The sequence below is a fragment of the Streptomyces sp. NBC_01017 genome (assembly GCF_045162795.1).
Classification (GTDB): Bacteria; Actinomycetota; Actinomycetes; order Streptomycetales; family Streptomycetaceae; genus Streptomyces; species Streptomyces machairae.
This window is the reverse complement of record NZ_CP108683.1, coordinates 10,136,659-10,159,666: the sequence shown is the minus strand read 5'-3', so window position 1 is coordinate 10,159,666 and position 23,008 is coordinate 10,136,659. Positions and strand designations below refer to the sequence as shown.

The window sequence follows — 23,008 nt, the reverse complement described above, 5'->3', positions numbered from 1 at the left end:
TGCCCGCGGACCCCGGCGCATGCCAACCGGACCGAACCAGCCTCAGCCTCGCGTCCTCCGGTACGGCCGTCGGTACGGAGAGGGCGCCCAGAGCAGCCGTACCCCGGTCGTCCGGGCGATCGCCCGCAGGTGCGGTCCCGTGTTTCCGATGAACCAGACCGAACGGTCGGCGTGCGGCCACACATAGGCCGGCACGCCGTCGTCGAGGAGGGAGGTCAGCCGGGGCTCCTCAAGTGCCTCGGCTGCGAACTCGTAGAGCGCGGGAAGGCGAGGGGCGATCAGGCCGTAGTCGAGCATGCGGGCGAGGGCGTGCTCGGCGAGGACGACTTCTTCGAGGGATCCGGCCACCGGGTACTCCCTCGGGAACGAGCGGCCGAGGTCGAGGAACATCTTGACGCTGCGGTGGCGCGGGTCGACCAGCCGGGGCCCGAGGAAGGCCAGCCGACGCCCCAGCGCGAGTCGCGGATTCGCCAGCATGGCATGGGTATAAAGAACTCGAATCAGCGCGACATTCATCATGAATCGCTCGACTTTGAGTTCCTCGGACGCCAGGCCTTCATACTTCAGATAGCCCGCGACAATGCTGGCGTTATGCGCCCGGTACCACCGGGTCGGCGACGGTTTCCCCATGAAGTCGATCCAGTATCGAACGCTGTGGCTGCTGGCATTTCCTGAATTACCTACGGTCAAGAGACCTGCCTCGACCTTGTCCGTCAACAGCCCTTCATTGACTTTGCGCCACCACGGGCTACCGGCCGGAACGGCAGACTCCGGTTCCAGTACTCCGCGAGCGGCCGACCAGCGCATGAAGCTCAACTCGGCGTACCCGTATCGGGAGAAGCCGCCCGGCACGGTGTCGTAGAACTCTCGCGCCAGCGCAAGGCGTTCAGCCGTGTCGCACTGCGCAACCGCCACCCGCTGCCGTGCGCGAGCGGCGGCGTCAGTCACGGTGTCCCATTCGGATCGGCATCATGCGGGTACCTCATGAATTCGAGGACTGGACCATGTGCGCATCACGCTCGCGGTTAACCACACTCTCGGCAATACGGTACCGCGGCAGCGGCGGATTTCTGCGTGATTGCCGGATGCTTCACGGTGAGCGACCTAAGCCCCGTCGGCCTCGTCCGCCCTGTCCAGGACGTGCGCCTCCTCGATCGGCGGCATGAACGCGCGCAGCCACCGCTCCGTCTGGGCGACGTGCGCCTGCGCCGCGCCGGCCGCGGCGACGGGGTCGCGGTCGGCGATGGCGGTGGCCAGGACACGGTGGTCGTCGTCGCTCTTCCTGCGCAGTTCAGGGCCCTCGGGCAAGGTGAAGACCTGGTACTTGCGGGAGCGGGAACGGAAGACCGCAAGGAGGGTGGCCAGGGTGGGGTTGCCGCCGACGCGGGCGATTTCGGCGTGGAAGCGGTGGTCGAGTTCGGAGGCCTTGGTGGGGTCGCTCGTGGCCTCCATGTCCTCGATGAGCGAGAAGAGGGTGCGCACCGCCTCGGGTGTGCACCGTGCCGCGGCCTGGGCGGCGACGTGGGCCTCGAGGACGCGCCGGATCTCGTAGACCTCCAACAGGCCGGAAAGCGGGAGGAGTTCGAGGGTCAGGGAGAGGCTGCCGATCACGTCCTCGGGCCGCAGCTGTGAGACGTACGTACCCGAGCCGTGCCGCGGCTCGATGACGCCGAGGGCGGCGAGCATCCGTACGGCCTCGCGCAGCGAGCCGCGTGAGACGCCCAGTTCCTCGCAGAGGTCTCCCTCGGGCGGAATGCGCTCACCCGGGCCGAGCCGCCCCGACGCGATCATGTGCCGTAGGCCGTGGAACGCCCTCTCGACTGCGGACATCCGTCCCCTCTTCCTCCCCTGACGGGACAGCGATCATGCCGCGGTCCCCTCGGAGCACTGTAGCGAGGTGTGGCGAGTCATCAGATGTGTCGGTTGCGTACCGCCTGAAAGTCATCTGATGACTTTCACTGTACGACCCTTGTTTCCGCCGGAAAAGGTGTGCAGGATGCCGAGTCATCAGATGTGTCCGGCGGAGTCCGACCTTCCGTCGGCCCGCCCCTGCCCAGATCTGGAGTCCTGTGAGCGAGACCGAGGTGACCACCGCGCCGCGCCCTCTGTTGCTGGCCGACGGCCGGCCCGCCGACCGGGCGTGGTCGCTGGATCCTGCCCTCAAGCACCTGAACCACGGATCCTTCGGGGCGGTGCCGTTCGTGGCGCAGGAGCGGCAGGAACTGCTGCGCGTGGAGATGGAGCGCTCGCCCGTGGTGTGGTTCCCGGCGCTGCCCCCACGGCTCGCTGCCGCCCGTGTCGAGCTCGCCGACTTCCTGCGCGTCAGTCCCGGGGACCTCGCCCTGGTGCCCAACGCCAGCGCCGGCGCGAGCGTCGTCTATGCCGCGCTCACCCTGCGCCGGGGCGGGGAGATCATCGTCACCGACCATGGCTACGGGGCGGTGACCATGGGTGCCGAGCGGCTGGCACGCCGGTGGGGCGGCCGAGTCCGTACCGCCCGAGTTCCGCTGGACGCGGACGCGGACCAGGCCTACGAGGCCGTGGTCGAGGAGTTCTGCGAGGCCACCGAACTCGTCGTCGTCGATCAGATCACGTCGGCGACCGCGCGTCGGCTGCCGGTGGAACGCATCGGGGCGGAGGCCCGGCGGCGCGGCATCCCCGTCCTCGTCGACGGCGCGCACGCACCAGGACTCCTCGCCGCGCCGCTCGCCGACGCGACCTACGACTTCTGGACCGGCAACCTGCACAAGTGGGGCTGCGCCCCGCGCGGCACCGCGGCGCTGGTCGCCCGCGGTCCGCTGCGCGAGCGGCTCTACCCGCTCATCGACTCGTGGGCAGCGGCCGATCCCTACCCCGACCGCTTCGACCAGCAGGGCACCATCGACGCCACCGCCTACCTGGCCGCGCCGACGTCCCTCGCCTTCATCGAGCGCACCTGGGGCTGGACCGCCGTCCGCCGCTACATGGACGACCTGGCCGACTACGGCGCCCGTGTCATCGGCTCGGCGTTCGCCGAACCGACCGGCGCGGACACCGCGGTCGACGTCGGCATGCCCGTGCCCGGGATGCGCCTGGTGCGCCTCCCGGACGGACTCGCCGCCGACCGGATCGAGGCCGACGCGCTGCGCGACCGGGTGGCCCTCGAACTGGGCGTGGAGGCGGCGTTCACCAGCTTCGACGGCGTCGGCTACATGCGCCTTTCCGCTCACGTCTACAACACCGCCGCCGACTACGAGTACTTCGCCGAGGAATGCGTCCCCGTCCTCGGCAGGTGGGCACGAGAAAACTGAAGGAAGAGGTCAGCACAATGAGAAGAAGGACGGCAGCTCTCGCGCTCGGCACCGCCGCCGCGATGGTCCTGACCGGCTGTTCCACCATGAGCCCCGAGGCGAGCGGAACAGTCACCCTCAACATGGTCGAGAGCCTGACGAACCCGACCCGCACCGATCTGCTCAAGGACCTCATAGCCGACTTCGAGCAGCAGAACGCCAAGATCAAGGTCAACCTGGTCTCCCCGCCCACCGAGCAGGCCGACCAGAAGCTCCAGCAGATGCTCCAGTCCGGCAGCGGAGTGGACGTCCTGGAGGTCCGCGACATCACCGTCGGGCCCTGGTCGAACAACGGCTGGCTCTACGACATGAAGAAGGACCTCGACGGCTGGAAGGGCTGGGAGGCGATGACGGAGAACACCGTCAACGCCTCGAAGGACGCCAAGGGCAGGACGTACTTCGTCCCGTACGGCTTCTACGGCCTGAGCCTCTTCTACCGCACGGACCTGATCAAGGAGGCGGGTTTCGGCAAGCCGCCGGCCACCTGGGCGGAACTGGTGGAGCAGGCCTCCGCCATCCACGACCCGGCCAAGCGCCGATACGGCTACGCCTTCCGTGGCGGCGCCAACTCCAACAGCAACGCCACCGCCGCCATCGAGGCCTACCTAGCCGACCAGGTCGACCCGGCCAACGGCTTCAAGCTCAAGAGCGGCCGTACGATCTTCTCCGCCCCCGAGGCGGAGGACGCGATGGAGAACTACCTCAAGCTCTTCAAGCAGGCGTCCCCCAAGTCGTCCGTCTCCTGGGGCTACCCGGAGATGGTCGAGGCCTTCTCCAACGGGTCGACGGCATTCCTGCTCCAGGACCCCGAGGTGATCGCCACGGTCTCGGAGTCCAAGTCGATCGCGAAGGGCCAGTGGGGCACCGCGCCGCTGGTGGCAGGCCCGGGCGGCAAGACCGTGCAGCCGCTGGCCACCGCCGGGTGGGGTGTCGCCAAGGGCAGCGGGCACAAGGCCGAGGCCGTGAAGCTGGTCGAGTTCCTCTCCCAGGGCGAGGCATCGACGACGTTCACCAAGAAGAACAGCCTGGTGCCCATCCTCAAGTCCGCGACCAGCGACCCCTTCTACAAGACCGGCCCCTGGTCGAGCTACGTCACCATGACCGAGCAGCCGGACAAGTACCTGGTCGTCACCCAGCCCCGCGGGGTCACCTGGTGGGCCGAGTGGCAGCAGAAGGCGGACGCCGACGTGCAGAAGCTGATCCTGGGCAAGACGACGCCCAAGAAGCTCCTCACGGGCTGGGACGCGTACTGGACCGAGAAGTGGCAGCAGGAGCAGTAGGCATGTCCGTCACATCCACAAGTACGGCGAAGACGACGGGGTCGGGCAGGGGGGAGGCCTCCCGCAAGCGAGGTCTCCCCCAAGGGGGCGGCCGGAGGCGGGAGTTCACCACCCGGCGTGGCCTGCAGATCGCCGCCTTCATGGCGCCGGCGGCGGTCTTCGTCGCGGTCTTCACCTACTACCCCATGATCGCGGGCGGTCAGATGGCCTTCCGCAACTGGAAGTTGACCGACCTCACGGACACCTCATGGGTCGGGCTGAAGAACTTCAGCGATGTCTTCGCCGACCCCGCCTGGGGCACCGTACTGAGCAACACCGGGGTCTGGGTGGTCGGCTCGATCGTCCCCCAGCTGGTGATCGGCTTCGCCCTCGCCCTGTGGCTGCGCCGCCACTTCCGCTTCCGCGGCCTCTACCAGGCGCTGATCTTCTTCCCCTGGGCGATCTCCGGATTCCTCATCGGCATCCTGTTCCGCTGGCTGTTCAACAGCGAGTTCGGGGTCGTCAACGACCTGCTGCAGAAGGCCGGACTGATCGACGAGCCGATCGCGTGGCTGGCGGATCCGAAGACGGCGATGGTGGCCGTGCTCATCGCCAACATCTGGTACGGCGTCACCTTCTTCGCGATCATGATCCTGGCCGCGCTCCAGTCGATCCCCGACGAGCTCTACGAGGCGGCGGCACTGGACGGCGCGAGCAAGTCACGCACGCTCTTCCAGGTCACCATCCCGTACATCCGCACCACGCTGGCGCTGACCGTGCTGCTGCGGGTGATCTGGATCTTCAACTTCCCCGACCTGATCTTCGGCATGACCGGCGGCGGGCCGAACAACGAGACGCACATCGTGACCACCTGGATGATCAAGATCACTCAGCAGGGCGACTACGGCAGGGCCTCCGCGCTCGGCCTCCTCGTGGTGGCCGGGCTGCTGGTGTTCGCGGTGTTCTTCCTCCTGGCCACGCGCGAGAAGAAAGGAGTGAGGCCGTGATCGGCAAGGAGTCAGCGGCCGGCCGGGCCGTCAAGTTCACCTTCCTCGGCGTGTGGCTGCTCTTCACCGTCTTCCCGCTTTACTGGATCACCGTCACCTCGCTCAAGGCGCCCGGCGACATCTTCCACTTCCCGCTCGCCTACTGGCCCGAGCGGTTCTCCCTGGAGAACTACAGCGGCCTGTTCGGCACGGCCGACTTCGGGACCTACCTCACCAACAGCCTCATCGTCTCCACCGTGGCGGGCGCGACGGCCACGGCCATCTCGATGCTCTCCGCGTATGTGCTGGCCCGCTTCGAGTTCCGCACCAAGTCCGCGCTGCTGATGGCCGCGCTGGTCACCCAGATGATCCCGTCGTTCATCGCGCTGGGACCGCTGTACCTGCTGATGACCGATCTCCAGCTGGTCGACAACCGCTTCGGCCTGATCCTCGTCTACATCGCGGTGTGCATCCCCTTCTGCACGGTGATGCTGCGCGGCTTCTTCGAGAACATCCCGGACGCGCTGGAGGAGGCCGCCATGATCGACGGCCTGTCCCGGTTCACGGCGCTGTTCCGCGTCCTGCTGCCGGTGATGCGCCCCGGCATCGTCGCCGCCTTCATCTTCAACTTCGTCAACTGCTGGAACGAGCTGTTCCTGTCCGTGACGCTCATGAACAGCGACAGCAACAAGACCGTGCCCACGGCCCTGAACGGCTTCATTTCCAGCTTCAACATCGACTGGGGCTCGATGTCCGCGGCGGCCGTGCTCACGATCCTGCCCACCATGCTCCTGTTCGCCTTCGCCAGCCGACACATCGTTCAGGGCCTCACATCGGGGGCGGTGAAGGGCTGAGAGGCAGGCGGGCCACCCGCGGGAATCACCGCAAGCCCGCCCCGGTTGCCACGATCATGACGACGAACTCGCCGCAGCAGCCCGAGGTATTGCGTTACACCGCCTTCTCCAGCACGCCCGACGGTGGAAACCCCGCCGGCGTCGTTCTGGACGCCGCCGGCCTGGGCGACAACGACATGTTGGCCATCGCCGCCGACCTCGGGTACTCGGAGTCCGCGTTCCTGACGGCGCCCCCGGAGGGCCTCGTCGGCCAGGCGGGACGGGCGTACACCATCCGCTACTTCAGCCCCAGGGCCGAGGTGCCGTTCTGCGGGCACGCCACTGTCGCGACCGCGGTCGCGCTCGCCGAACGGATCGGCTCCGGGGAGTTGGTGTTCGCCACGCGCGCGGGCACCGTGCCGGTGAAGGTCACCGAGGAGGGCGGGACGATCAGGGCCACGCTCACCAGCGTGGAGCCGTACATCGAGGAAATCGGGGACGCCGACCTCGCTGAGGCACTCGCCGCGCTCGACTGGCCGGCCGCCGATCTCGACACCGCCTTCCCGCCCCGCGTCGCCTTCGCCGGCGCCCGCCACCTCGTTCTCGCGGCGGCAACACGCGCCCGCCTCGCGGATCTCAGGTACGACTTCACTCGCCTCGAAGCCCTGATGCACCGCCTGGACCTGACCACGGTTCAACTGGTGTGGCGGGAGTCCCCCACCGTGTTCCACGTCCGTGACCCGTTCCCCGTCGGCGGCGTCGTCGAGGACCCGGCAACCGGCGCCGCGGCCGCCGCGTTCGGTGCGTACGCGCGCGAGCTGGGCCTGGTCGATCAGGACGCCGTCCTCACGCTGTACCAGGGCGCGGATCTGGGCCGCCCTGGTGAACTCACCGTGACGCTGCGCGCGGGTGACCCGCGGGTCCGAGTCAGTGGCGCGGGGACGCGCATCGTCTGAAGCGCCGGTCCCCAAGCAGCCTCAGGCCCTCCCTCGCCGGGTTCATCTCCGGCGCGGCAGGGCCTTTTCACTTCGGGCCAACCAGCCCCACAGACGGACGATTGGGTTAATTCCCGAGCAGTACAAGCATTTCAGCACCTGTGAACCTTCACCATTCGTGCACAATTTGCGCGTCTCGGCGAGTGCGTAGGTGCGCGTTGCGTTCGCACACGCCGCGACCCTGCCGTCCGAGAGAAAGACAACTAGAGTGCGACAGATCCTCAGCAGGGCACTGGCCGTGGCCGCCACCACAAGCGCCCTGTCCCTGTGCGGCACATGGGCGTTCGCGGCCCACGATCCACAAGGCACAGAGGCGGACGCGCCCACAGCGCCGTCGAGCCGTGCGTTCCAGTGGGAGGTCCCGGACGAGCCGTTCGACGTCAAGCAATTTGACGCCATGCACTCCAAGGTCGAAGACACCATGTCCCGGTTCGACAAGATGTGGGGCCAGGACTCGCACGACACGTCCGGACACCACACAGGGGAACCGTCCACGAACAGCCGTGGGGACGCGTCCGGCACACGGGAGACATCCTCCTACGGACCCGAGGAACCGTCCGGGTACGGGCCGTCGGAACCCTCCGGGTACGGGCCCGACGAACCGACCGGGTACGGCTCGGAGGAGCCGGCTGGGTACGGCCCGGACGAACCGTCCGGGTACGGGCCCGATGAACCGGCCGGATACGGCCCCGACGAACCAGCCGGGTACGGGCCCGACGAACCGACCGGATACGGCCCCGAGGAGCCGCCCAAGCCCACGCCTCCGCCGCACACCACCCCGCCGGCCTCACCCACTCCGGCGCCGGCCAGGCATGCACCCGAGAAGCCGGCCCCTCAGGGAGAGTTGCCCGACACCGGCATCGATGACGGTGTCCTGGCCGCCACGGCCGGCGGCGGAGCGTTGCTGGCCGCCGGGACCTTCCTGTACCGGCGAGGCAGGGCCGCGTCCCGCCGCTAGCGCATCACCTACCGGACGCCACCGTGGCGGCGCGGAGCACACATCGGCTCCGCGCCGCCGCGGTGTGTGCTCCGGCAGCCGTGCCGCTTCCCCGCACTGATGCACTCCCCCTCGGCCGGCCCGGAACTCATCGCGCCCGCAGGGAGCTCGCCGTCTCTCCGGTGCGTTCGCGGAGCAGGATGCGCAGGGTGTTGGCGTGTTCGTAGCCGACTTTGCGGGCGATGGCTTCGAGGGGCAGGTCCGTTGTCCGCAGCAGGTGTGAGGCGTGCTCGACGCGTAGGTCCTGGACGAAGCGGACGGGTGAGGTACCGAGCGTGCGGCGCACGATGCGCTGGAGCGTGCGTTCGCTGACGCCGAGGGTGCGTGCCGCGTCGGCGATCGAGACCGGCTGGTCCAGGTGCACCCGGGCCCAGCGCTCGAAGGCGGCCAGCGTGGGGTCGCTCTGTGCGAGAGCCGAGGTGATCGTGTACGCCGACTGCGACGGGCGCTCGTCGACGACGAGGTAGCGCGCAACCAGATCCGCGAGGGCCGGGCTGCTCATCCGTACGATCGCGAGCGCCAGGTCGACGTGCCCGAACGCCGCACCGGCCGTGGTCAACCCGTCGGACATGGTGACCATGCGGGTCTCGTCGACGGTCACCGCCGGGTAGCGCATACGGAAGTACGGTGCGAGCCACCAACTCGTCGTGGCCCGGTGCCCGTCCAGCACCCCCGACTCGGCCAGCAGAAACGTGCCCGTGCAAGCGGACGCGATGGGGGTGCGGCGTGCCCGCGTCGCGGCCACCAGGCGTCGTACCGGCTCGGTGGCCGAACCCGACACATGGGCGATCAGGGCGTCGGGCCGTCGCTCGGCCAGCGCGGGCACCAGCAGCAGGTCCGCGCCCTTCGCCGTGTCCGCGGGGAGAGTCTCGACCACATGCCCGGCTCCGGTGCGGATCCGGCGGCGAAAACCGACCGTGGAGACGTTCCAGGCGGGCGGCGGTTTGGGGAGTTCCTCGCGCATGGCGTTCGCCCCGTCGATCACGTCGAGCAGGGCGGAGAGCCCGGAGTCGAACACCCCGTCGTATGCCAGTACAGCCACATCCATGACGGAAACGATATCGGAAGCGTCGTTTCCGACGCTGGGCGAGGCGGCTGCGGCGGCCTAGTTTTGTGGTGTCCGGACGACATCCGGTGCCCGGTACCAGCACCGAAGGTTCACCGATGACCAGAGACAGCCGCACGTTCAGCCATGACCACAGACAGGAATGCAGCATGACGAAGCTGGGGCTGCTGGCCCGCATCGAGGCCAAGCCGGAATACGCCGAGAAGGTGGAGGCTCTGCTGCGGGACGCCGTCCAACTGGCGCAGCAGGAGGAGCACACCGTCACCTGGTTCGCGTTCCGGCAGGACGCGACCACCTTCGGGGTCTTCGACACCTTCGCCGACGAGCAAGGGCGTCAGGGGCACCTCCAGGGAAAGATCGCCGCCGCGCTGATGGGGGCGGCCGAAACCATGCTCAGTGAGGCTCCGGACATCCGGCCGGTCGACCTCCTGGCGGTGAAGCTCCCCTGATCCCGCCGCCGGCCGGCAGCGCCCTGACCTGCGCTGTCGGCCGGCGCATTCCACACACCCACGCATCGGCCACGGCCCTGACCCGGCCGGCCGAGGCAGGCTGAGGAAGAGAGACCATGGCACAGCCCGCTACCAAGGGCGGCAGCACCACCGGCGACGGGGTGCCCTCCGCCCCATCCCGCTCACGTACGCACACCTGGCAACCGCCGACGAGCTACGCGACCGCCGGCGCCCATTCCGGCATCGAGCTGGCCCGTATGAGCCTGGACGGCCGTCTGCCCGAGGCCCCGATCTGCACCACCCTCGGGTTTCGCCTCGTGGCGGTCGAGGACGGGCAGGCCGTCTTCGAGGGCGAGCCGGGAGAACACCTCTTCAACCCCATGGGCACGGTCCACGGAGGCTATATGGCCACCCTCCTCGACTCCGCGCTCGGCACCGCCGTATTGAGCGCCCTCCCGGCCGGCCGTGCCTACACCACCGTCCAGCTCGGTGTGAACATGGTCAGGCCGGTGCTCGACACCACGCCCACGCTGCGCTGCGAGGGCACCGCCGTCCACGTCGGCCGCACGACCGCGACCGCACAGGCACGGCTCGTCGGAGCAGCCGACGGCAAGCTGTATGCGCACGGGACCGCCACCTGCGCCTTGTTCCCCCTGCCCGGCGCGGACTGAGGGTGCGTATGAACGACGTGAACCGGACGACGGTCGTCAACATGAAAGGGCATCGCGACGACCCGGACTACGCGGACGTCGTCTACGTCGGCCGCGCGATGCGCCGCGGCGGATGGGACCTCGATGCCTCACCGCTCGCAAGTCCCTTCCGGCCCGGCCGGGACGGCACCCGGGAGGCGGTGATCGACAAGTACCGGGCCCATCTGCTGAGCCGTCCGGACCTGCTCGATCTGCTGCCCGCCCTCCGTGGCCGCAGGCTCGGCTGCTGGTGCGTTCCTCAGCCGTGCCACGCGCAGGTCATCGCCGAGCTGGCCGACGCGCTCGCGCCGTAGCCTGCGGCCCGGGAGGCGGGCCGGTCCCTGGCTCAGTCATCCGCCACGAAGCGCTCAGCGACGGCCAGAGCGGCCGCCATGATGCTCAACTGCGGATTCACCTCCGGGCAGCTCGGCAGCACGGACCCGTCGGCGACGAGCACACCGTGCACGCCGCGAAGGCGTCCCTCGGCGTCGGCCGGCGACCGCTCCGGGTCCGTCCCGGCGGCGGCCGTGCCTGTGGGGTGGAACGCGGACATGTGCAGGTGCCGAGCCGTCACCGTGTCGAGCAGCGCCTCCAGTTGCTCGGGTGTGCGAGCGCGGGGGGCGTGGGGGACGCCGGTCAGTACTTCCTCGGCGCCGGCGGCGAACAGCAGGCGGCCCATGGCGCGTTGGGCTCGGAGCAGGCGCCGGGCATCTCGCGGTGCCAGGTCGTAGCGCAGCAGGGTGCGGTCCCGGCCGAGGACACGGCCCGAGGGGCGGTCGGCGACCATGGCGCCGAGGGTCGCAAGTTGCTCCGTCTCCTCCACTTCGCGGCGCAGTTCGCGTCCGACGCCCGGCAGCACGAACGAACTCATCCCCGGGGGCGCCGCGGTGGCCTCGATCAGGATGCCGTCGGCGTGGAGTTCTTCCACTCCTACACTCTGCAGGACCCCTTTCCAGCCGGTGACCGGGCGGCTGAAGCGGCCCGCGACACTGATGGCCGGGTGCACGCTGAGGTTCCGGCCGATCCGAGGGTGCCCGCCGAGACCCGAGCGGCGCAGCAGTTGCGGGGTCTGCAGGGCGCCGGCGGCGACCACGACCAGGGAGCTGAGGATCTCCAGTTCACTGCCGTCGGGACGGCTGACCACCACTCCTGCGGCCCGGGGACCGCCGGGCCGGTCGCGGTCGGTGAGGATCCGCAGCACGCGGGCGCCCGTCACGATCGCGGTGCCGGCCGCGCAGGCGTCGGGGAGCACGGACAGCTGGACGCTCTGTTTGGCGCCGGTCGGGCAGCCGACGACACACTGGCACGAGCCCCGGCAGCCGGGGGCGTTGCGGCGCAGGGGCGCCGCGGCCCAGCCGAGTTCCTTCGCGCCGGCCAGGGCGAGCAGCCCGTTGTTGCCCAGGACGTCCACCGGCTGGCGCGCCACTCGAAGGGTGCGTTCCACCTCGTCGAGGTGTGCGTCGAAGCCCTCGGCGACTTCGAATCCGTGGTGGCTCAACCAGCGGGTGACGACGTGGTCCGGTGTGCGGTAGCAGGTTCCGGAGTTGACGACGGTGGTGCCGCCGACCGCGCGGCCGACGGGCAGGACCAGAGGTGGGTTTCCGAGGGCGAGCGTGGCGCCGCCGTCGCGGTAGAGGTCGGTGAAGCGGTCGAGGGGCGCCCTGCGTCCGAAGGACGCGGTGGTGTGGTGCTCCCCCTCCTCGACCATGACGACTCGCAGCCCCGCGCGGGCCAAGGTCCGGGCGGCCATCGCGCCGCCCGCCCCCGATCCGACGACGACGGCATCGGCGGTGGAACGTGTCGGCCACTCCCGGGAAGGGGTGCAGTCGAGCGGCGGATCGTCGGCCACGGCCACTGAGGTTGCGGGGCCTTGGTGCGCCGTCCGTTCGGTACCGGCCGCCAGCAGCACCGGTACCTTGACCGCGTCCAGCAGGGGCAGCAGTGCCCGGTGGGAGGCGAGCGACGCCATGACCTGCTCGCGTTCCGCGGGCCCGAGTGCGGGCAGCCGCCGGCCGGTGCGGGCGACGGCGTAGGCGTTGATCGCCTTGGTCGCGCCGTGTATCGCGGTGCGGGCGGGGGCGGGCATGGCAGCCAGGAGCGTCTCGAGGCGCCGTGGCACGGCCCGGGTCCACTCGGCCGTGCCGTCGTCCGCGAGCAGTGTCTCGGCAAGAGCCGTGAGTCCAGGGGAAGTTGAAGGAGTCATCGGTCGCCGACCTCCGCGTGGGCGGTGCCGGAGAGCCGCCATGTGGCCTCCGGTCGCCATGTGCCCCACCAGCGTTCCAGGCTGACCACGGCGTCGGCGGTCTCGGTGTTGCGGCAGACCGCGGGAGATCCGTCGGGATCGGTGTAGTCGAGGGCCAGCGTCCGCTGCGGCGGCTGGGTCACCGTCACCCGGATGCGACGCCTGCCGGCGCGGCCGGCCACACGCCACTCGGGCAGGCCGATGTCCGCCCGGAACCGGCCGAGTCCCGCCCAGCCCACGGCGGCGCGCTCGGCACGACGGGGCCAGGTACGCCCGTTCTGCAGCAGCCGTAGGAACACCAGGGGTGGCAGTCGGTCGAGTCCGCGGCGCATGGACACTGCGGCAACGATCTCCAGGACGTCACCGCCGCCGAGGTCCGCGTGCAGCCACGCCCAGCGCCGGGCGTTGCCGTGGCCGTAGATACGGGCGCTCGCGCCGACCGCCCGGTCCAGCCGCAGTTCGTCGGCCCCGTACCGGACTGTTCCGCTGTAGTGGCAACGGGCGGCCGGCAGCATGTGACTGGCCGGCAGCCAGGGGCGCCGCCACGACCAGCGCGGGAAGGTGTGGACCGGCGCACTCAGGGGCGTCTCGGTGAGCGACCAGGTGAACGGCCCCGCACAACCGGTGAGACGGCCGGGCCGGGCGCTGATCTCCTCGGTGGCGAAGCCCTGTTGGTCGTCGGTCCACGGCACGGGGCCGAAGCGTGCGTGTTCGGCGGGACCGTCCTTCGGGAAGACGGCGACCCAGCCGTGCGCGTAGGCGCCGGAGCCATCGGTCGGCGCCACCACTTCGTGGTGCAGCCACACTCCGCTGCCCGTCACCGGGTCGGTCAGGGTCGTGTACCAGACCTCCGTGCGCCCGGGATTCCCGTCCCACCGCGAGGCCAGATGCCGGTCGGCTGCGGGTGCGGGTGCGGACTGCGCCGAGCGCGGGAAGCGGAAGCTCGCCAGGAAGGGCAACAGGCCGGTGGCGAGGGGGAAGCGGAGTGTGCCCTCGCCCACCCGTTCGCCGTCCTCGTAGAGGGTGTACGGCAGCAAGGTCATCGAAGAGAGCGGACGCGCGGGTGAGATGGACTTCCAGCCGTCCAACACCAGGTGCCGGCCCTCCATGGCGAACGTGATCCGGTAGCGGATCCTGCGGCGGGCCAGCGGCGAGATCTCCAACTCACCGGCGGCTTCGGCATCGTCCGCCCGCCCGGCTATGCGCACCCTTCCCGTCAGGCGCGCCTGAGTCGTGCGGTGGGGCAGCATCAGGGCGTCGGACCGGACCACAAGGTCCAGGCGCATCGGGCGCTCACGATCCTCGTCGCTCAGGTGCACGCGCCCCAGCATCGCCTCCTGGAACTCCGTTCCGCGTGAGGTCACAGCGCACCGTCCCGGCGTTCGCGCGAGCGCGCCAGGCCCTCGAGCATGATGCGTTCCGTCGCCGACAGATAGGCGCCCGCCGCGACACGCGCCGCCTCGGAGTCGCGGGCGGCGACGGCCTCGACGACCGGCGCCAGACGGTCGTGGGCCGCGCCGGCCTCCGTGAAGGGCGCGACCAGCGCTGCGCGCACCGGCAGATAGGCGTTGAACAGGGTGTTGGTCAGCAGGACGTACACGCGGTTGCCCGTGGCACGGGCGAGCGCCCGGTGCACCTCGGCGTCCGCCAGCTGCACGTCGTCGGCGCCGTCCGCGTCCCCGACCGCCGAAAGCAGCGTCCGCAGCTCGGCGACCTGGGCCTCGGTGGCCCGGTCAGCGGCACGCTCCGCGATCAACGCCCCGATACTGCGCCGTACTTCGAAGATCTCACCGATCCAGTCCGGACTGTGCCGCACGAGCATCGGCAGAAGATCCGCGCCGCCGAGGCGCAGAAAATCCCGGACGCGGGTCCCCACTCCGTGCCGCGTCTCCAGGAGCCCTGACTGCGCCAGCCGGCCGAAGGCATGCTTGAGCGTGGTGCGGTTGACGCCGAACTCGTCGGCGAGTTCACGCTCGGGGGGCAGATAACTCCCCGCCGGGTGCCGCCCGGCGAGAATGTCCTCGCGCAGCCGTTTCTCAAGGACGTCGACGACGGTCTCGCGTGGCAGTGCTTCCATCCCGGCACCTCCAACCGTTCAGTGGATCAGTGACTCATCCACTGAACCACTAATATTGACCTCGGGTCAACGAGTCTTCCGCGGAACGGAGTTCGACGTGCGAGGTGGCAGGTCACCGGCCGTCAACCCGTTGGTGCCGTCCGAGCCGAAGGCCATCACCCGTCTCGCATCGCCCCCTTCGCCCCATCCGGGGTCACCCTTGGCGGCAAGGAGGGCCGCCCGGCCTGCATGGTGGTGGACAGGGCACGTGGTGCCGCATCGCCCGCGAGGGCGCGGGTGCCGGGTGAGTCCCGAGGGTAGGTGGGTGGGGTTGCCAGGAGATCCGGCGCACCCCCAAGGAGAGCCGCGCTCGGCCGAGGCGGCCGCCCTGGACTGCCCCGAGACACTCGACCAGCTCATTCCCCGACGAACTCCTGAGCAGGCGCACCGGAGTCGGTGCGGGACGCCGACTCCGTAAACCGGCCGGCGCGGTGCCCTATGCCAACTGCCGGGCGACGGCGTCCTGCGCGGCAGGCGACAGCAATGAGCCGGTCCGCTTGAGGAGGCCGTAGAGCCCGGGGCCGTGCTGCTCGGCGAGTTCCGCGTTGTGTGCCAGTACATCGAGTTCGTTGGCTGCCGTGATCTCGAGGAACGCCCGCAGGTCGTCGGGCGTTGGACTGTGCTCACGGCTGGTGAAACGGTCTCGGAAGGCGACTGTGGCGGTGCCGTCGAGACGGGGATAGACGGTGGCGCGGTCGCAGCTGGCGTACAGGTACACCAACGCCTCCGCCCGTTCGCCGATCAGCGCGACGAGCGTCGCCCGGTCGGTGAGGGGAAGCAGGGTCGGTGCGAAACCGTCGGTTCCGTACGTCGCATGGCACAGACCCGCTGCCTGGACGTCGGGGTCGGCTCCCCATTCGGCCAACAACCGCTGAACGCGCTGCAGGTGCTCCAGCAAGGTGCCGCCGGGATGAGGCATCCCGGCGGCTCCGCGGTCCAGCAGAAATGCCTCGACAGCCGCCTGGCCCTGTCCGGTCAGCGGTCGTTGCCTGGCTGATGCCATGGTTCGGATGTCCTCTCACCGGTGTGGCGGTCTCGGTCGTCGGTGCGGGCCTCTCGGCGCGCCCCTCATCGGTGGTTCACCGCCGGCTCCCCGCCGGCGGCGATCGATGAGGGTCGGTGCGTACGTGTGCACGGACCCCTTGCAGGCCGAACAGGATGAGAAGCTCGACCGCGCCGCCGTCGGCGCTGCCCAGCCAGTGGGGCAAGGACGTGTCGAACTCGGCTGCTTCACCGGGCGGCAGCGTCAGATCGCGCTCGCCGATCACGAGCCGCAGGCGTCCGTTGAGCACGTAGAGCCATTCGAAGCCTTCGTGGGTCTGCGGGGTCGGTTCGAGCGGTTCCGGCGGGGCGGGGATGATCATCTTGAACGCGTGCACCCCGCCGGGTCGCCGGGACAGGGGCACGAACGTCATCCCAAACCTGCTGATCGGCTTGAGGTGGATCCGGGGGTCGCCCGTGCGCGGGGCGCCGACGAGCTCGTCCAACGGGACGTCATAGGTGCGGGCCAGCGGCAGCAGCAGTTCCAGGCTCGGCCGGCGCTGCCCGCTCTCCAGCCGGGACAGAGTGCTCTCCGAGACGCCGGTCGTCGCCGCGAGGTCGGCGAGGGTGATGCCCCGGGCACGACGCAGCGCACGAAGGCGCGGCCCCACACCGTCAAGCACGTCGTCGTCCGTCTTGCGGTCCATCACGCCATCTTGCCGTAACCGCAAGATTGCGTGCCAGGTCGTGGGGTGCGTGGCAAGACTGGGTGCGTTCCGACAGCACACGACACATCACGGCTCGGCCGCGCGATGGACATGGTCCTGGTCGCGGTCACGGTCGTGGTCGTGGTCACGGTCGTGGTCGTGGTCGTGGTCGTGGTCGTGGAACCAGGATCCCGACATCCGCCACCCGAGCCCGCGGGAAATCGCCGCGGGTATCGACTGCCCAGGAAGGGAGACAACGGTGCCCAGCACCAAGCGCCGCAACCGCCGCCGCGACACCCCGCCGCCCCGGACCGGAAGCAACGAGTCCGAGGTCCTGCGCGGATTCCTCAACTACCTCCGCACCTCGATCGCCACGAAGGTCGACGGCGCTCCAGAGCCGCAAGTACGGACAGCCGCGGTGCCGTCGGGCACGAACCTGCTCGGCCTGCTCAACCACCTGACCTTCGTGGAGCGCTCGATGTTCCTCGGAGAGGACGTCACCGACTGGCACGCGACGTTCCAGGCCGCACCGGCGGACGGCGTGGCCGATGTCGTCGCCCGTTACCGAGACGCGGTCAAGCGCGCGAACGACGTTCTCGACGGGTGCACCGATCTCGGCGCACCGGTCCCCCGGCCGCAGCCGCACCGCCCCGCTCCCAGCATCCGCTGGGCACTCACCCACATGATCGAGGAAACCGGCCGACACGCGGGCCACGCGGACATCCTCCGCGAACTCATCGACGGCACGACCGGCCGCTGATCCACCTTCTCCAGGACGGGAACCCATGATCACAGCGCCAGGGCCGTGGCCGCGCCGCTCCCTCCGATCCGCGCAACCTGGCCGCTGTGGTCCCAGGTGGACCGTCTGGACACGACACGGTCGGTCGGCCTCGACCCCGGCGGCGACGTCGGGCACGGATATCCACTGGTACGGCACGTACGAGACGAGCATGACCGACAAGGGAGAGATCGTGAACCGACCACTGCTGTTCCTGGATGTGGACGGGCCACTCAACCCCTATGCGGCCAAACCGGAGAAGCGCCCCGACGGCTACATCACACTCAGGGTGCCCCAGGAAAGCGGGACCCCGAGGGAACCTGGAGGACACTCGGTCCGGCGGCGGCCCCTGCGGGTCTGGCTCAACCCTGAGCACGGGCAAGCCTTGCTTCGGCTCGACTACGAGCTGTGCTGGGCCACCACATGGATGGACGACGCCAATCGGTGGATCGCCCCGGTGCTCGGCCTTCCCGAGCTCCCCTTCGTCGAGTTCGGCGACGCCCTGCTCCAAGAACGCCCCGACGGAGTCCACTGGAAGACCGGTCCCCTTGTGGACTACGCCAACGGTCGTTCCTTCGCCTGGGTGGACGACGAGCAGAGTGATCTCGACGAGGGGTACGTAACCGCCCACCACCGGAGTCCTGGGCTTCTGCACCACGTCAACCCCCGAATCGGTCTCCGTGACGACGACTTCCGCACGCTCGCCGATTTTGCGGATTCACACGTCGCCCGCTCGGAGGCGATAGAGGCGACCGGCCCGCAAGGAAATGAAAGCGGTACTGGCCACTGACAAATATGCCGACTCCGTGACGACTACCGAAAAGCTGGTGTGGCGGGAAACCCTCCATGCCAATGGAGGCCTGTCATCGCCGGGGTAACCTGACGGCGACTCACGCCAGAGGGAGACTCGTTGTGTCCACTTTCGTTGTGTTCGACCTTGAGTTCACGTCATGGCCGGGGGCACTGGAGCAGGACTGGGGAGCGACCGGTCAGCTTCGCGAGATCGTCCAGATCGGTGCGCTGCGCCTGCGCGAGGACTGTTCCGTCGTCGAGGAGTTCGAGGCGTTGGTGCAGCCCATGACCAACCCCCGGCTTTCCGCGTACTTCACTGATCTCACCGGCATCGACCAGGAGACGCTGGATCGAGAGGCGATTTCCCCGTCGGAGGCACTGGGCGAGTTCCTGGGGTTCTGCCGGGGCGAGTCGGTGCTCTCCTACGGCAACGACATGGTGGTCCTCGGGGAGAACGTGGGCTGGGCGCGAGCGCGCGGCGAAGAGGTCAAGAATGGTTACCTCGCTGCCCATTTCCTGAATATCCGACCTTGGTTGAACACTCTCGCGCCGGAGACGGCGACGGTCAACGTGGGACGCCTGTGGCAGGTGCTCGGTCTCCCGAAGCCCGCAACCGGTGAAGAGCACTCCGCGCTTTTCGACTGCTATTCCTTCGCTGCCGCCCTTGAATACCTGCGCGGCACCGGCGCCGCCCTGCCCGAAGGGTGTGTGCGGCGTCCTTACAGCGGCTAGCCGCGATCGTTCGTGGGTCCTGGTGGAGGCGGCCGACCGGTGTGCCTGCTCCATTGGAAGGCCAAACGGAAAAGGCAAGGAGACATGTCTCCTTGCCACTCTCAACTTATAGCGCGCCGGGGGGCTTGCCGCAAGACCCGGGTCAGGGCGCAGAATCGTCGGCCGATGCCACAACCTGCGGAAACGGGGGCGCGACGTGCGTGTGTTGTTGTCGACGGCAAAGTTGGTAGCGAAGTGATTGAGCAGTACGTGTTGGATCTGCACGAGGTCGACGAGACGCAGGTCGCGGTCGTTGGCGGCAAGGGCGCGCAGCTGGGCGGGCTGTCGCGGATCGAGGGCATCCGCGTGCCGGGGGGCTTCTGCGTGACGACGGACGCCTTCCGGCGGATCATGGCGGAAGCACCGTCGATCGACGGTCTGCTGGAGCAGTTGTCGCACGTGAACCCGGACGACCGGGAGGCGATCCGCACGCTCAGTGCGCAGATTCGTCGGACCATCGAGGGGACCGCCGTCCCGGGCGATCTCGCGGCGGCGATCACCCGGGCGCTCGGCCGGCTCGGGGAGCAGGCCGCCTACGCCGTCCGGTCCAGCGCGACGGCGGAGGACCTGCCGACGGCCTCCTTCGCCGGCCAGCAGGACACGTACCTGAACGTCGTGGGGCCGGCGGCGATCCTCCAGCACGTCAGCCGGTGCTGGGCCTCGCTGTTCACCGAGCGGGCCGTGACCTACCGCCGGCGGAACGGCATCGACCACCGTACGGTCCACATGGCCGTGGTCGTGCAGCGGATGGTCTTCCCGCATGCGGCCGGCATCCTGTTCACGGCCGACCCCGTCACGGGCAACCGGAAGGTCGCCACCGTGGAAGCCGGCTTCGGCCTCGGCGAGGCTCTGGTGTCCGGCCTGGTCAACCCGGACGTCTTCAAGGTGCGGCACGGCGAAGTCGTCGCCAAGGCGATCGCCGCCAAACAGCGTGCCGTTCACGCCCTTCCGGCCGGCGGTACGCAGGAAGTGGCGATCGACGCACAGCGGCAGGAGCAGCCGGCGCTGACGGATGCGCAGGTCGTGCGGATCGTGGAGCTCGGGCGGCGGATCGAGGCGCACTTCGGCCGCCCGCAGGACATCGAATGGTGCCTGGTCAGCGATGACTTCCAGATCGTTCAGAGCCGGCCGATCACGACGCTGTTCCCCATCCCGACGGCCGACGACCAGGAGAATCACGTCTATGTCTCCGTCGGTCATGGGCAGATGATGACCGACCCCATGAAGCCCCTGGGGCTCTCCATGTGGCAGTTGACGGCCATGGTGCCGATGCACGAGGCCGGCGGGAGGCTGTTCGTCGACGTCACCCGGCGCCTGGCCTCGCCCGCGAGCCGCGCCGCCCTCCTGGACGCGATGAGCAAGGGCGATCCGCTGATCAGGGACGCTCTGGAGACGGTCCTAGACCGCGACGGCTTCGTCCCGTCGGTCCCGGACGCGGATCCCGGCAGGCCGCCGGCCGGCGGTGCACCCGCTCCGTACGGGACCGACCCGGACCCGGCCATCGTCACCGAACTGATCGAGCGCAGCCAGGAGTCCATCGCCGCTCTGGAGCGCGACATCCGGACGAAGACCGGACCGGCGCTGTTCGACTTCCTGCTGGAGGCGTTCGAGGAGCACAAGCGCGTTCTCGGTGATCCGCTGAACATCCGGGCGATCATGGCGGGGATGGAGGCCACGTGGTGGCTCAACGACAAGCTGCAGGAGTGGCTGGGCGAGAAGAACACGGCTGACACGCTCACGCTGTCCGCACCCGACAACGTCACCTCGGAGATGGGCCTGGCCCTGCTCGACGTCGCGGACGTGATTCGCCCGCATGCGGAGGTGGTGGCGTTCCTGAAAGGCGTCGAGGACGACGGTTTCCTGGACGAGTTGGCGAAGCCGGAGGGCGGGACCGAAGCGCGCGACGCCATCGAGGCCTATCTCGACCGGTACGGCATGCGCTGCGTCGGCGAGATCGACATCACGAGGCCACGGTGGCGCGAGCGGCCCACCACGCTCGTGCCCGTGATCCTCGACCATGTCAGGAACTTCGAGCCGGGCGCCGCCGGGCGGCGCTTCGAGCAGGGGCGGCAGAAGGCGAAGAAGAAGGAACAGGACGTGCTGTCACGCCTGCGGGCCCTGCCGGACGGGGACCGGAAGGCCGACGAGGCCAAGCGGATGATCGACCGGGTCCGGGCCTTCATCGGATACCGGGAGTACCCCAAGTACGACATCATCAGCCGCTACTTCGTCTACAAGCAGGCTCTGTCGGAGGAGGCCGAGCGCCTCGTGGAGGCAGGCGTGCTTCCTCGGAAGGAGGACGTCTTCTACCTCACGTTCCAGGAACTCCACGACGTCGTGCGCTCGCACCAGGTGGACGGCCCGCTCATCCAGCAGCGCAAGGACGCGTTCCGGTCGTACCACGCGCTCACACCGCCCCGGGTGCTCACTTCGGATGGTGAGGCCGTCACCGGGGCGTACCGGCGCGACGACGTGCCGGCCGGCGCCCTGGTCGGCCTGCCGGTGTCCGCCGGGACCGTCGAGGGGAGGGCCCGCGTCGTCCTTGACATGGCGGACGCCGATCTCGAAGCGGGCGACATCCTGGTCACGCCGTTCACGGACCCCAGCTGGTCGCCGCTGTTCGTCGGCATCGCGGGCCTGGTGACGGAGGTGGGCGGTCTGATGACCCATGGCGCGGTCATCGCCCGCGAGTACGGCTTGCCGGCCGTCGTGGGCGTGGAGCAGGCCACCCGGCTGATCCGGGACGGGCAGCGGATCCGCGTGCACGGAACCGACGGGTATGTCGAGATCCTTTCTCCGTCACCGACCGGACCGCGCCCTTCGTGAACGCCCGAGGCTAGAGCACCGCTTCGAGGATCCCCACGATCTCCCCCTCCGTCGGCTGCCGCGGTGCGTTGCGGGTCACCGCGTCGGCCAGGGCGCCGGAGGCGATCGGGCGCAGCATGTCCGGGCGGACGCCGAGGTCGCGCAGGGGCTGCTTGATGTCGAGCGCGCCGGAGATCTCGCGTACGGCGTCGATCGCGGCGCGGGTCCAGTCGCCGTCGGCGGGCGGGAGAAGGCGTAGCGCGCGGGCGGTCTGCTCGTAGGCGTCCTGGGCGGCCGGGGCGCTGAACTCCAGGACCTCCTCCAGGACGGCGGCGAGGGCGATGCCGTGCGGGGTGCCGGTGTGGGCGGTGAGGGCGTGGCCGATGCCGTGGACCAGGCCCAGGCCTGAGATGGTCAGCGCCTGGCCCGCCAGGTGGGCGCCGAGCATCAGCTGGGCGCGGGCCTCCAGGTCCGAGCCGTCGCGGTGGGCGGCCGGCAGCCAGCGCCCGACCATGGCCACCGCCTGGGTGGCGTACGCCGCCGAGACCGGGTTGGTGCCGCGCGAGGCCAGCGACTCGATGCCGTGGACGAGGGCGTCGATACCGGTCGCGGCCGTGATCCGGGCGGGCAGTCCGAGGGTCAGCTCCGGGTCGAGTAGTGCGATCCGGGGCTTGACCGACGGGTGGCCGATGTACACCTTGCGGCAGGCGGCGGCGTCCTCGATGACGCCGAAGCCGTTGGTCTCCGCGCCCGTGCCCGAGGTGGTGGGGATCGCGATCAGCGGCAGGCCGTCGAGCGCATCCCACAGCGCGTCCGCGTCGGCGGCCGCCGCGTCGGTGTTGCCGACCAGGAGCGAGATGCCCTTGGCCGCGTCGAGGACGGAGCCCCCGCCGAGGGCGACGACGACCGACGGGCCGAAGGCGCGCGCCCGGGCGGCGCCCTCATCGACGTTGCCGGTGGACGGATTGGCGCCGACGCCGTCGTACACGCCGTGCTCCACGCCCGCCGTGTCCAGGACCTTGAGCACCTGGTCGACGATGCCGGCGGCCCGCAGACCCCGGTCGGTGACGACGAACGCGCGGCTCAGGCCGAGGGAGGAGACCAGCTCCGGGAGGTGTGCGATGCGGCCGGGGCCGAACTCGATGCGGCAGGTCGGGTCGATGGTCAGCTGGTCGGTGCGGGACTCGCCCATGGCGTTCGGCTCCTGAAGACG

The 23,008-nt window shown here is 69.7% G+C and carries 22 protein-coding genes; 13 read left to right on the top strand and 9 right to left on the bottom strand.

Annotated elements, in window-relative coordinates; translation table 11 throughout:
- Positions 1–42: 42 nt before the first annotated feature.
- Both OG331_RS46410 and OG331_RS46405 read right to left on the bottom strand, forming a co-directional pair.
- On the bottom strand, positions 43–948 hold the full coding sequence (locus tag OG331_RS46410; RefSeq protein WP_406209010.1) for a hypothetical protein: 906 nt from the start codon (positions 946–948) through the stop codon (positions 43–45).
- 156 nt (positions 949–1,104) lie between these two features.
- Positions 1,105–1,830, bottom strand: coding sequence for a FadR/GntR family transcriptional regulator (locus OG331_RS46405; RefSeq protein WP_406209007.1), 726 nt, complete (start codon positions 1,828–1,830; stop codon positions 1,105–1,107).
- 239 nt (positions 1,831–2,069) lie between these two features.
- Here OG331_RS46405 and OG331_RS46400 point away from each other — a divergent pair, with 239 nt between their 5' ends.
- From OG331_RS46400 to OG331_RS46375, 6 genes are all read left to right on the top strand, one after another.
- The gene (locus OG331_RS46400; RefSeq protein WP_406209004.1) at positions 2,070–3,290 is read left to right on the top strand and encodes an aminotransferase class V-fold PLP-dependent enzyme; all 1,221 of its coding nucleotides are present in this window, start codon (positions 2,070–2,072) and stop codon (positions 3,288–3,290) included.
- Positions 3,291–3,307: 17 nt separating this feature from the next.
- Positions 3,308–4,609: an ABC transporter substrate-binding protein gene (locus tag OG331_RS46395; RefSeq protein WP_406209001.1), complete on the top strand. Its 1,302-nt coding sequence runs from the start codon at positions 3,308–3,310 to the stop codon at positions 4,607–4,609.
- 2 nt (positions 4,610–4,611) lie between these two features.
- Entirely contained in the window at positions 4,612–5,595 is a 984-nt protein-coding gene (locus OG331_RS46390; protein ID WP_406208998.1) for a carbohydrate ABC transporter permease, read from the top strand.
- The gene (locus OG331_RS46385; protein WP_406208995.1) at positions 5,592–6,428 is read left to right on the top strand and encodes a carbohydrate ABC transporter permease; all 837 of its coding nucleotides are present in this window, start codon (positions 5,592–5,594) and stop codon (positions 6,426–6,428) included. The genes OG331_RS46390 and OG331_RS46385 overlap by 4 nt, the downstream gene beginning before the upstream one ends.
- Before the next feature lie 56 nt (positions 6,429–6,484).
- The gene (locus tag OG331_RS46380; RefSeq protein WP_406208992.1) at positions 6,485–7,363 is read left to right on the top strand and encodes a PhzF family phenazine biosynthesis protein; all 879 of its coding nucleotides are present in this window, start codon (positions 6,485–6,487) and stop codon (positions 7,361–7,363) included.
- A 247-nt stretch (positions 7,364–7,610) separates the two neighbouring features.
- On the top strand, positions 7,611–8,360 hold the full coding sequence (locus tag OG331_RS46375; RefSeq protein ID WP_406208990.1) for an LPXTG cell wall anchor domain-containing protein: 750 nt from the start codon (positions 7,611–7,613) through the stop codon (positions 8,358–8,360).
- 127 nt (positions 8,361–8,487) lie between these two features.
- On the opposite strand, the gene OG331_RS46370 is transcribed toward OG331_RS46375, so the two are convergent.
- Positions 8,488–9,447 carry a GlxA family transcriptional regulator gene (locus OG331_RS46370; protein ID WP_406208987.1) on the bottom strand — a complete coding sequence of 320 codons (960 nt, stop codon included), beginning with the start codon at positions 9,445–9,447 and terminating at the stop codon, positions 8,488–8,490.
- A 167-nt stretch (positions 9,448–9,614) separates the two neighbouring features.
- On the opposite strand from OG331_RS46370, the gene OG331_RS46365 reads away from it, so the two are divergent.
- The 3 genes from OG331_RS46365 (at position 9,615) to OG331_RS46355 (ending at position 10,917) form a co-directional block, all read left to right on the top strand.
- Complete coding sequence (locus OG331_RS46365) at positions 9,615–9,914, top strand: putative quinol monooxygenase (RefSeq protein WP_383243748.1); 300 nt, start codon at positions 9,615–9,617, stop codon at positions 9,912–9,914.
- A 116-nt stretch (positions 9,915–10,030) separates the two neighbouring features.
- A complete protein-coding gene (locus tag OG331_RS46360; protein WP_406208983.1) occupies positions 10,031–10,585 on the top strand; it encodes a PaaI family thioesterase in 555 nt (184 codons plus the stop codon).
- 17 nt (positions 10,586–10,602) lie between these two features.
- Positions 10,603–10,917, top strand: a complete 315-nt coding sequence (locus OG331_RS46355; RefSeq protein ID WP_406210782.1) for a DUF4326 domain-containing protein — start codon at positions 10,603–10,605, stop codon at positions 10,915–10,917.
- A 32-nt stretch (positions 10,918–10,949) separates the two neighbouring features.
- On the opposite strand, the gene OG331_RS46350 is transcribed toward OG331_RS46355, so the two are convergent.
- The 5 genes from OG331_RS46350 to OG331_RS46330 form a co-directional block, all read right to left on the bottom strand.
- Positions 10,950–12,806 carry a GMC family oxidoreductase N-terminal domain-containing protein gene (locus tag OG331_RS46350; protein ID WP_406208980.1) on the bottom strand — a complete coding sequence of 619 codons (1,857 nt, stop codon included), beginning with the start codon at positions 12,804–12,806 and terminating at the stop codon, positions 10,950–10,952.
- Positions 12,803–14,209 (bottom strand): hypothetical protein, encoded by a 1,407-nt coding sequence (locus OG331_RS46345; RefSeq protein ID WP_406208978.1) that lies wholly within the window; start codon positions 14,207–14,209, stop codon positions 12,803–12,805. Before OG331_RS46345 ends, OG331_RS46350 begins: the two co-directional genes overlap by 4 nt.
- On the bottom strand, positions 14,206–14,922 hold the full coding sequence (locus tag OG331_RS46340; protein ID WP_406208975.1) for a FadR/GntR family transcriptional regulator: 717 nt from the start codon (positions 14,920–14,922) through the stop codon (positions 14,206–14,208). Before OG331_RS46340 ends, OG331_RS46345 begins: the two co-directional genes overlap by 4 nt.
- Positions 14,923–15,397: 475 nt before the next feature.
- A complete protein-coding gene (locus tag OG331_RS46335) occupies positions 15,398–15,964 on the bottom strand; it encodes a DUF6817 domain-containing protein (protein ID WP_406208972.1) in 567 nt (188 codons plus the stop codon).
- Between the two features lie 76 nt (positions 15,965–16,040).
- Positions 16,041–16,649 carry an XRE family transcriptional regulator gene (locus tag OG331_RS46330; RefSeq protein WP_406208969.1) on the bottom strand — a complete coding sequence of 203 codons (609 nt, stop codon included), beginning with the start codon at positions 16,647–16,649 and terminating at the stop codon, positions 16,041–16,043.
- Positions 16,650–16,908: 259 nt separating this feature from the next.
- Here OG331_RS46330 and OG331_RS46325 point away from each other — a divergent pair, with 259 nt between their 5' ends.
- The 4 genes from OG331_RS46325 (at position 16,909) to rph (ending at position 21,816) form a co-directional block, all read left to right on the top strand.
- Complete coding sequence (locus tag OG331_RS46325; RefSeq protein ID WP_406208966.1) at positions 16,909–17,409, top strand: DinB family protein; 501 nt, start codon at positions 16,909–16,911, stop codon at positions 17,407–17,409.
- Between the two features lie 211 nt (positions 17,410–17,620).
- Positions 17,621–18,217 carry a hypothetical protein gene (locus OG331_RS46320; RefSeq protein WP_406210779.1) on the top strand — a complete coding sequence of 199 codons (597 nt, stop codon included), beginning with the start codon at positions 17,621–17,623 and terminating at the stop codon, positions 18,215–18,217.
- 122 nt (positions 18,218–18,339) lie between these two features.
- A complete protein-coding gene (locus tag OG331_RS46315; RefSeq protein ID WP_406208963.1) occupies positions 18,340–18,951 on the top strand; it encodes a 3'-5' exonuclease in 612 nt (203 codons plus the stop codon).
- A gap of 234 nt (positions 18,952–19,185) precedes the next feature.
- Positions 19,186–21,816 (top strand): rifamycin-inactivating phosphotransferase, encoded by a 2,631-nt coding sequence (rph, locus tag OG331_RS46310; protein WP_406208960.1) that lies wholly within the window; start codon positions 19,186–19,188, stop codon positions 21,814–21,816.
- Positions 21,817–21,826: 10 nt separating this feature from the next.
- Here the strand turns inward: rph and OG331_RS46305 are convergent, their stop codons facing one another.
- Positions 21,827–22,987 carry an iron-containing alcohol dehydrogenase family protein gene (locus OG331_RS46305; protein WP_406208957.1) on the bottom strand — a complete coding sequence of 387 codons (1,161 nt, stop codon included), beginning with the start codon at positions 22,985–22,987 and terminating at the stop codon, positions 21,827–21,829.
- Positions 22,988–23,008: the final 21 nt, after the last annotated feature.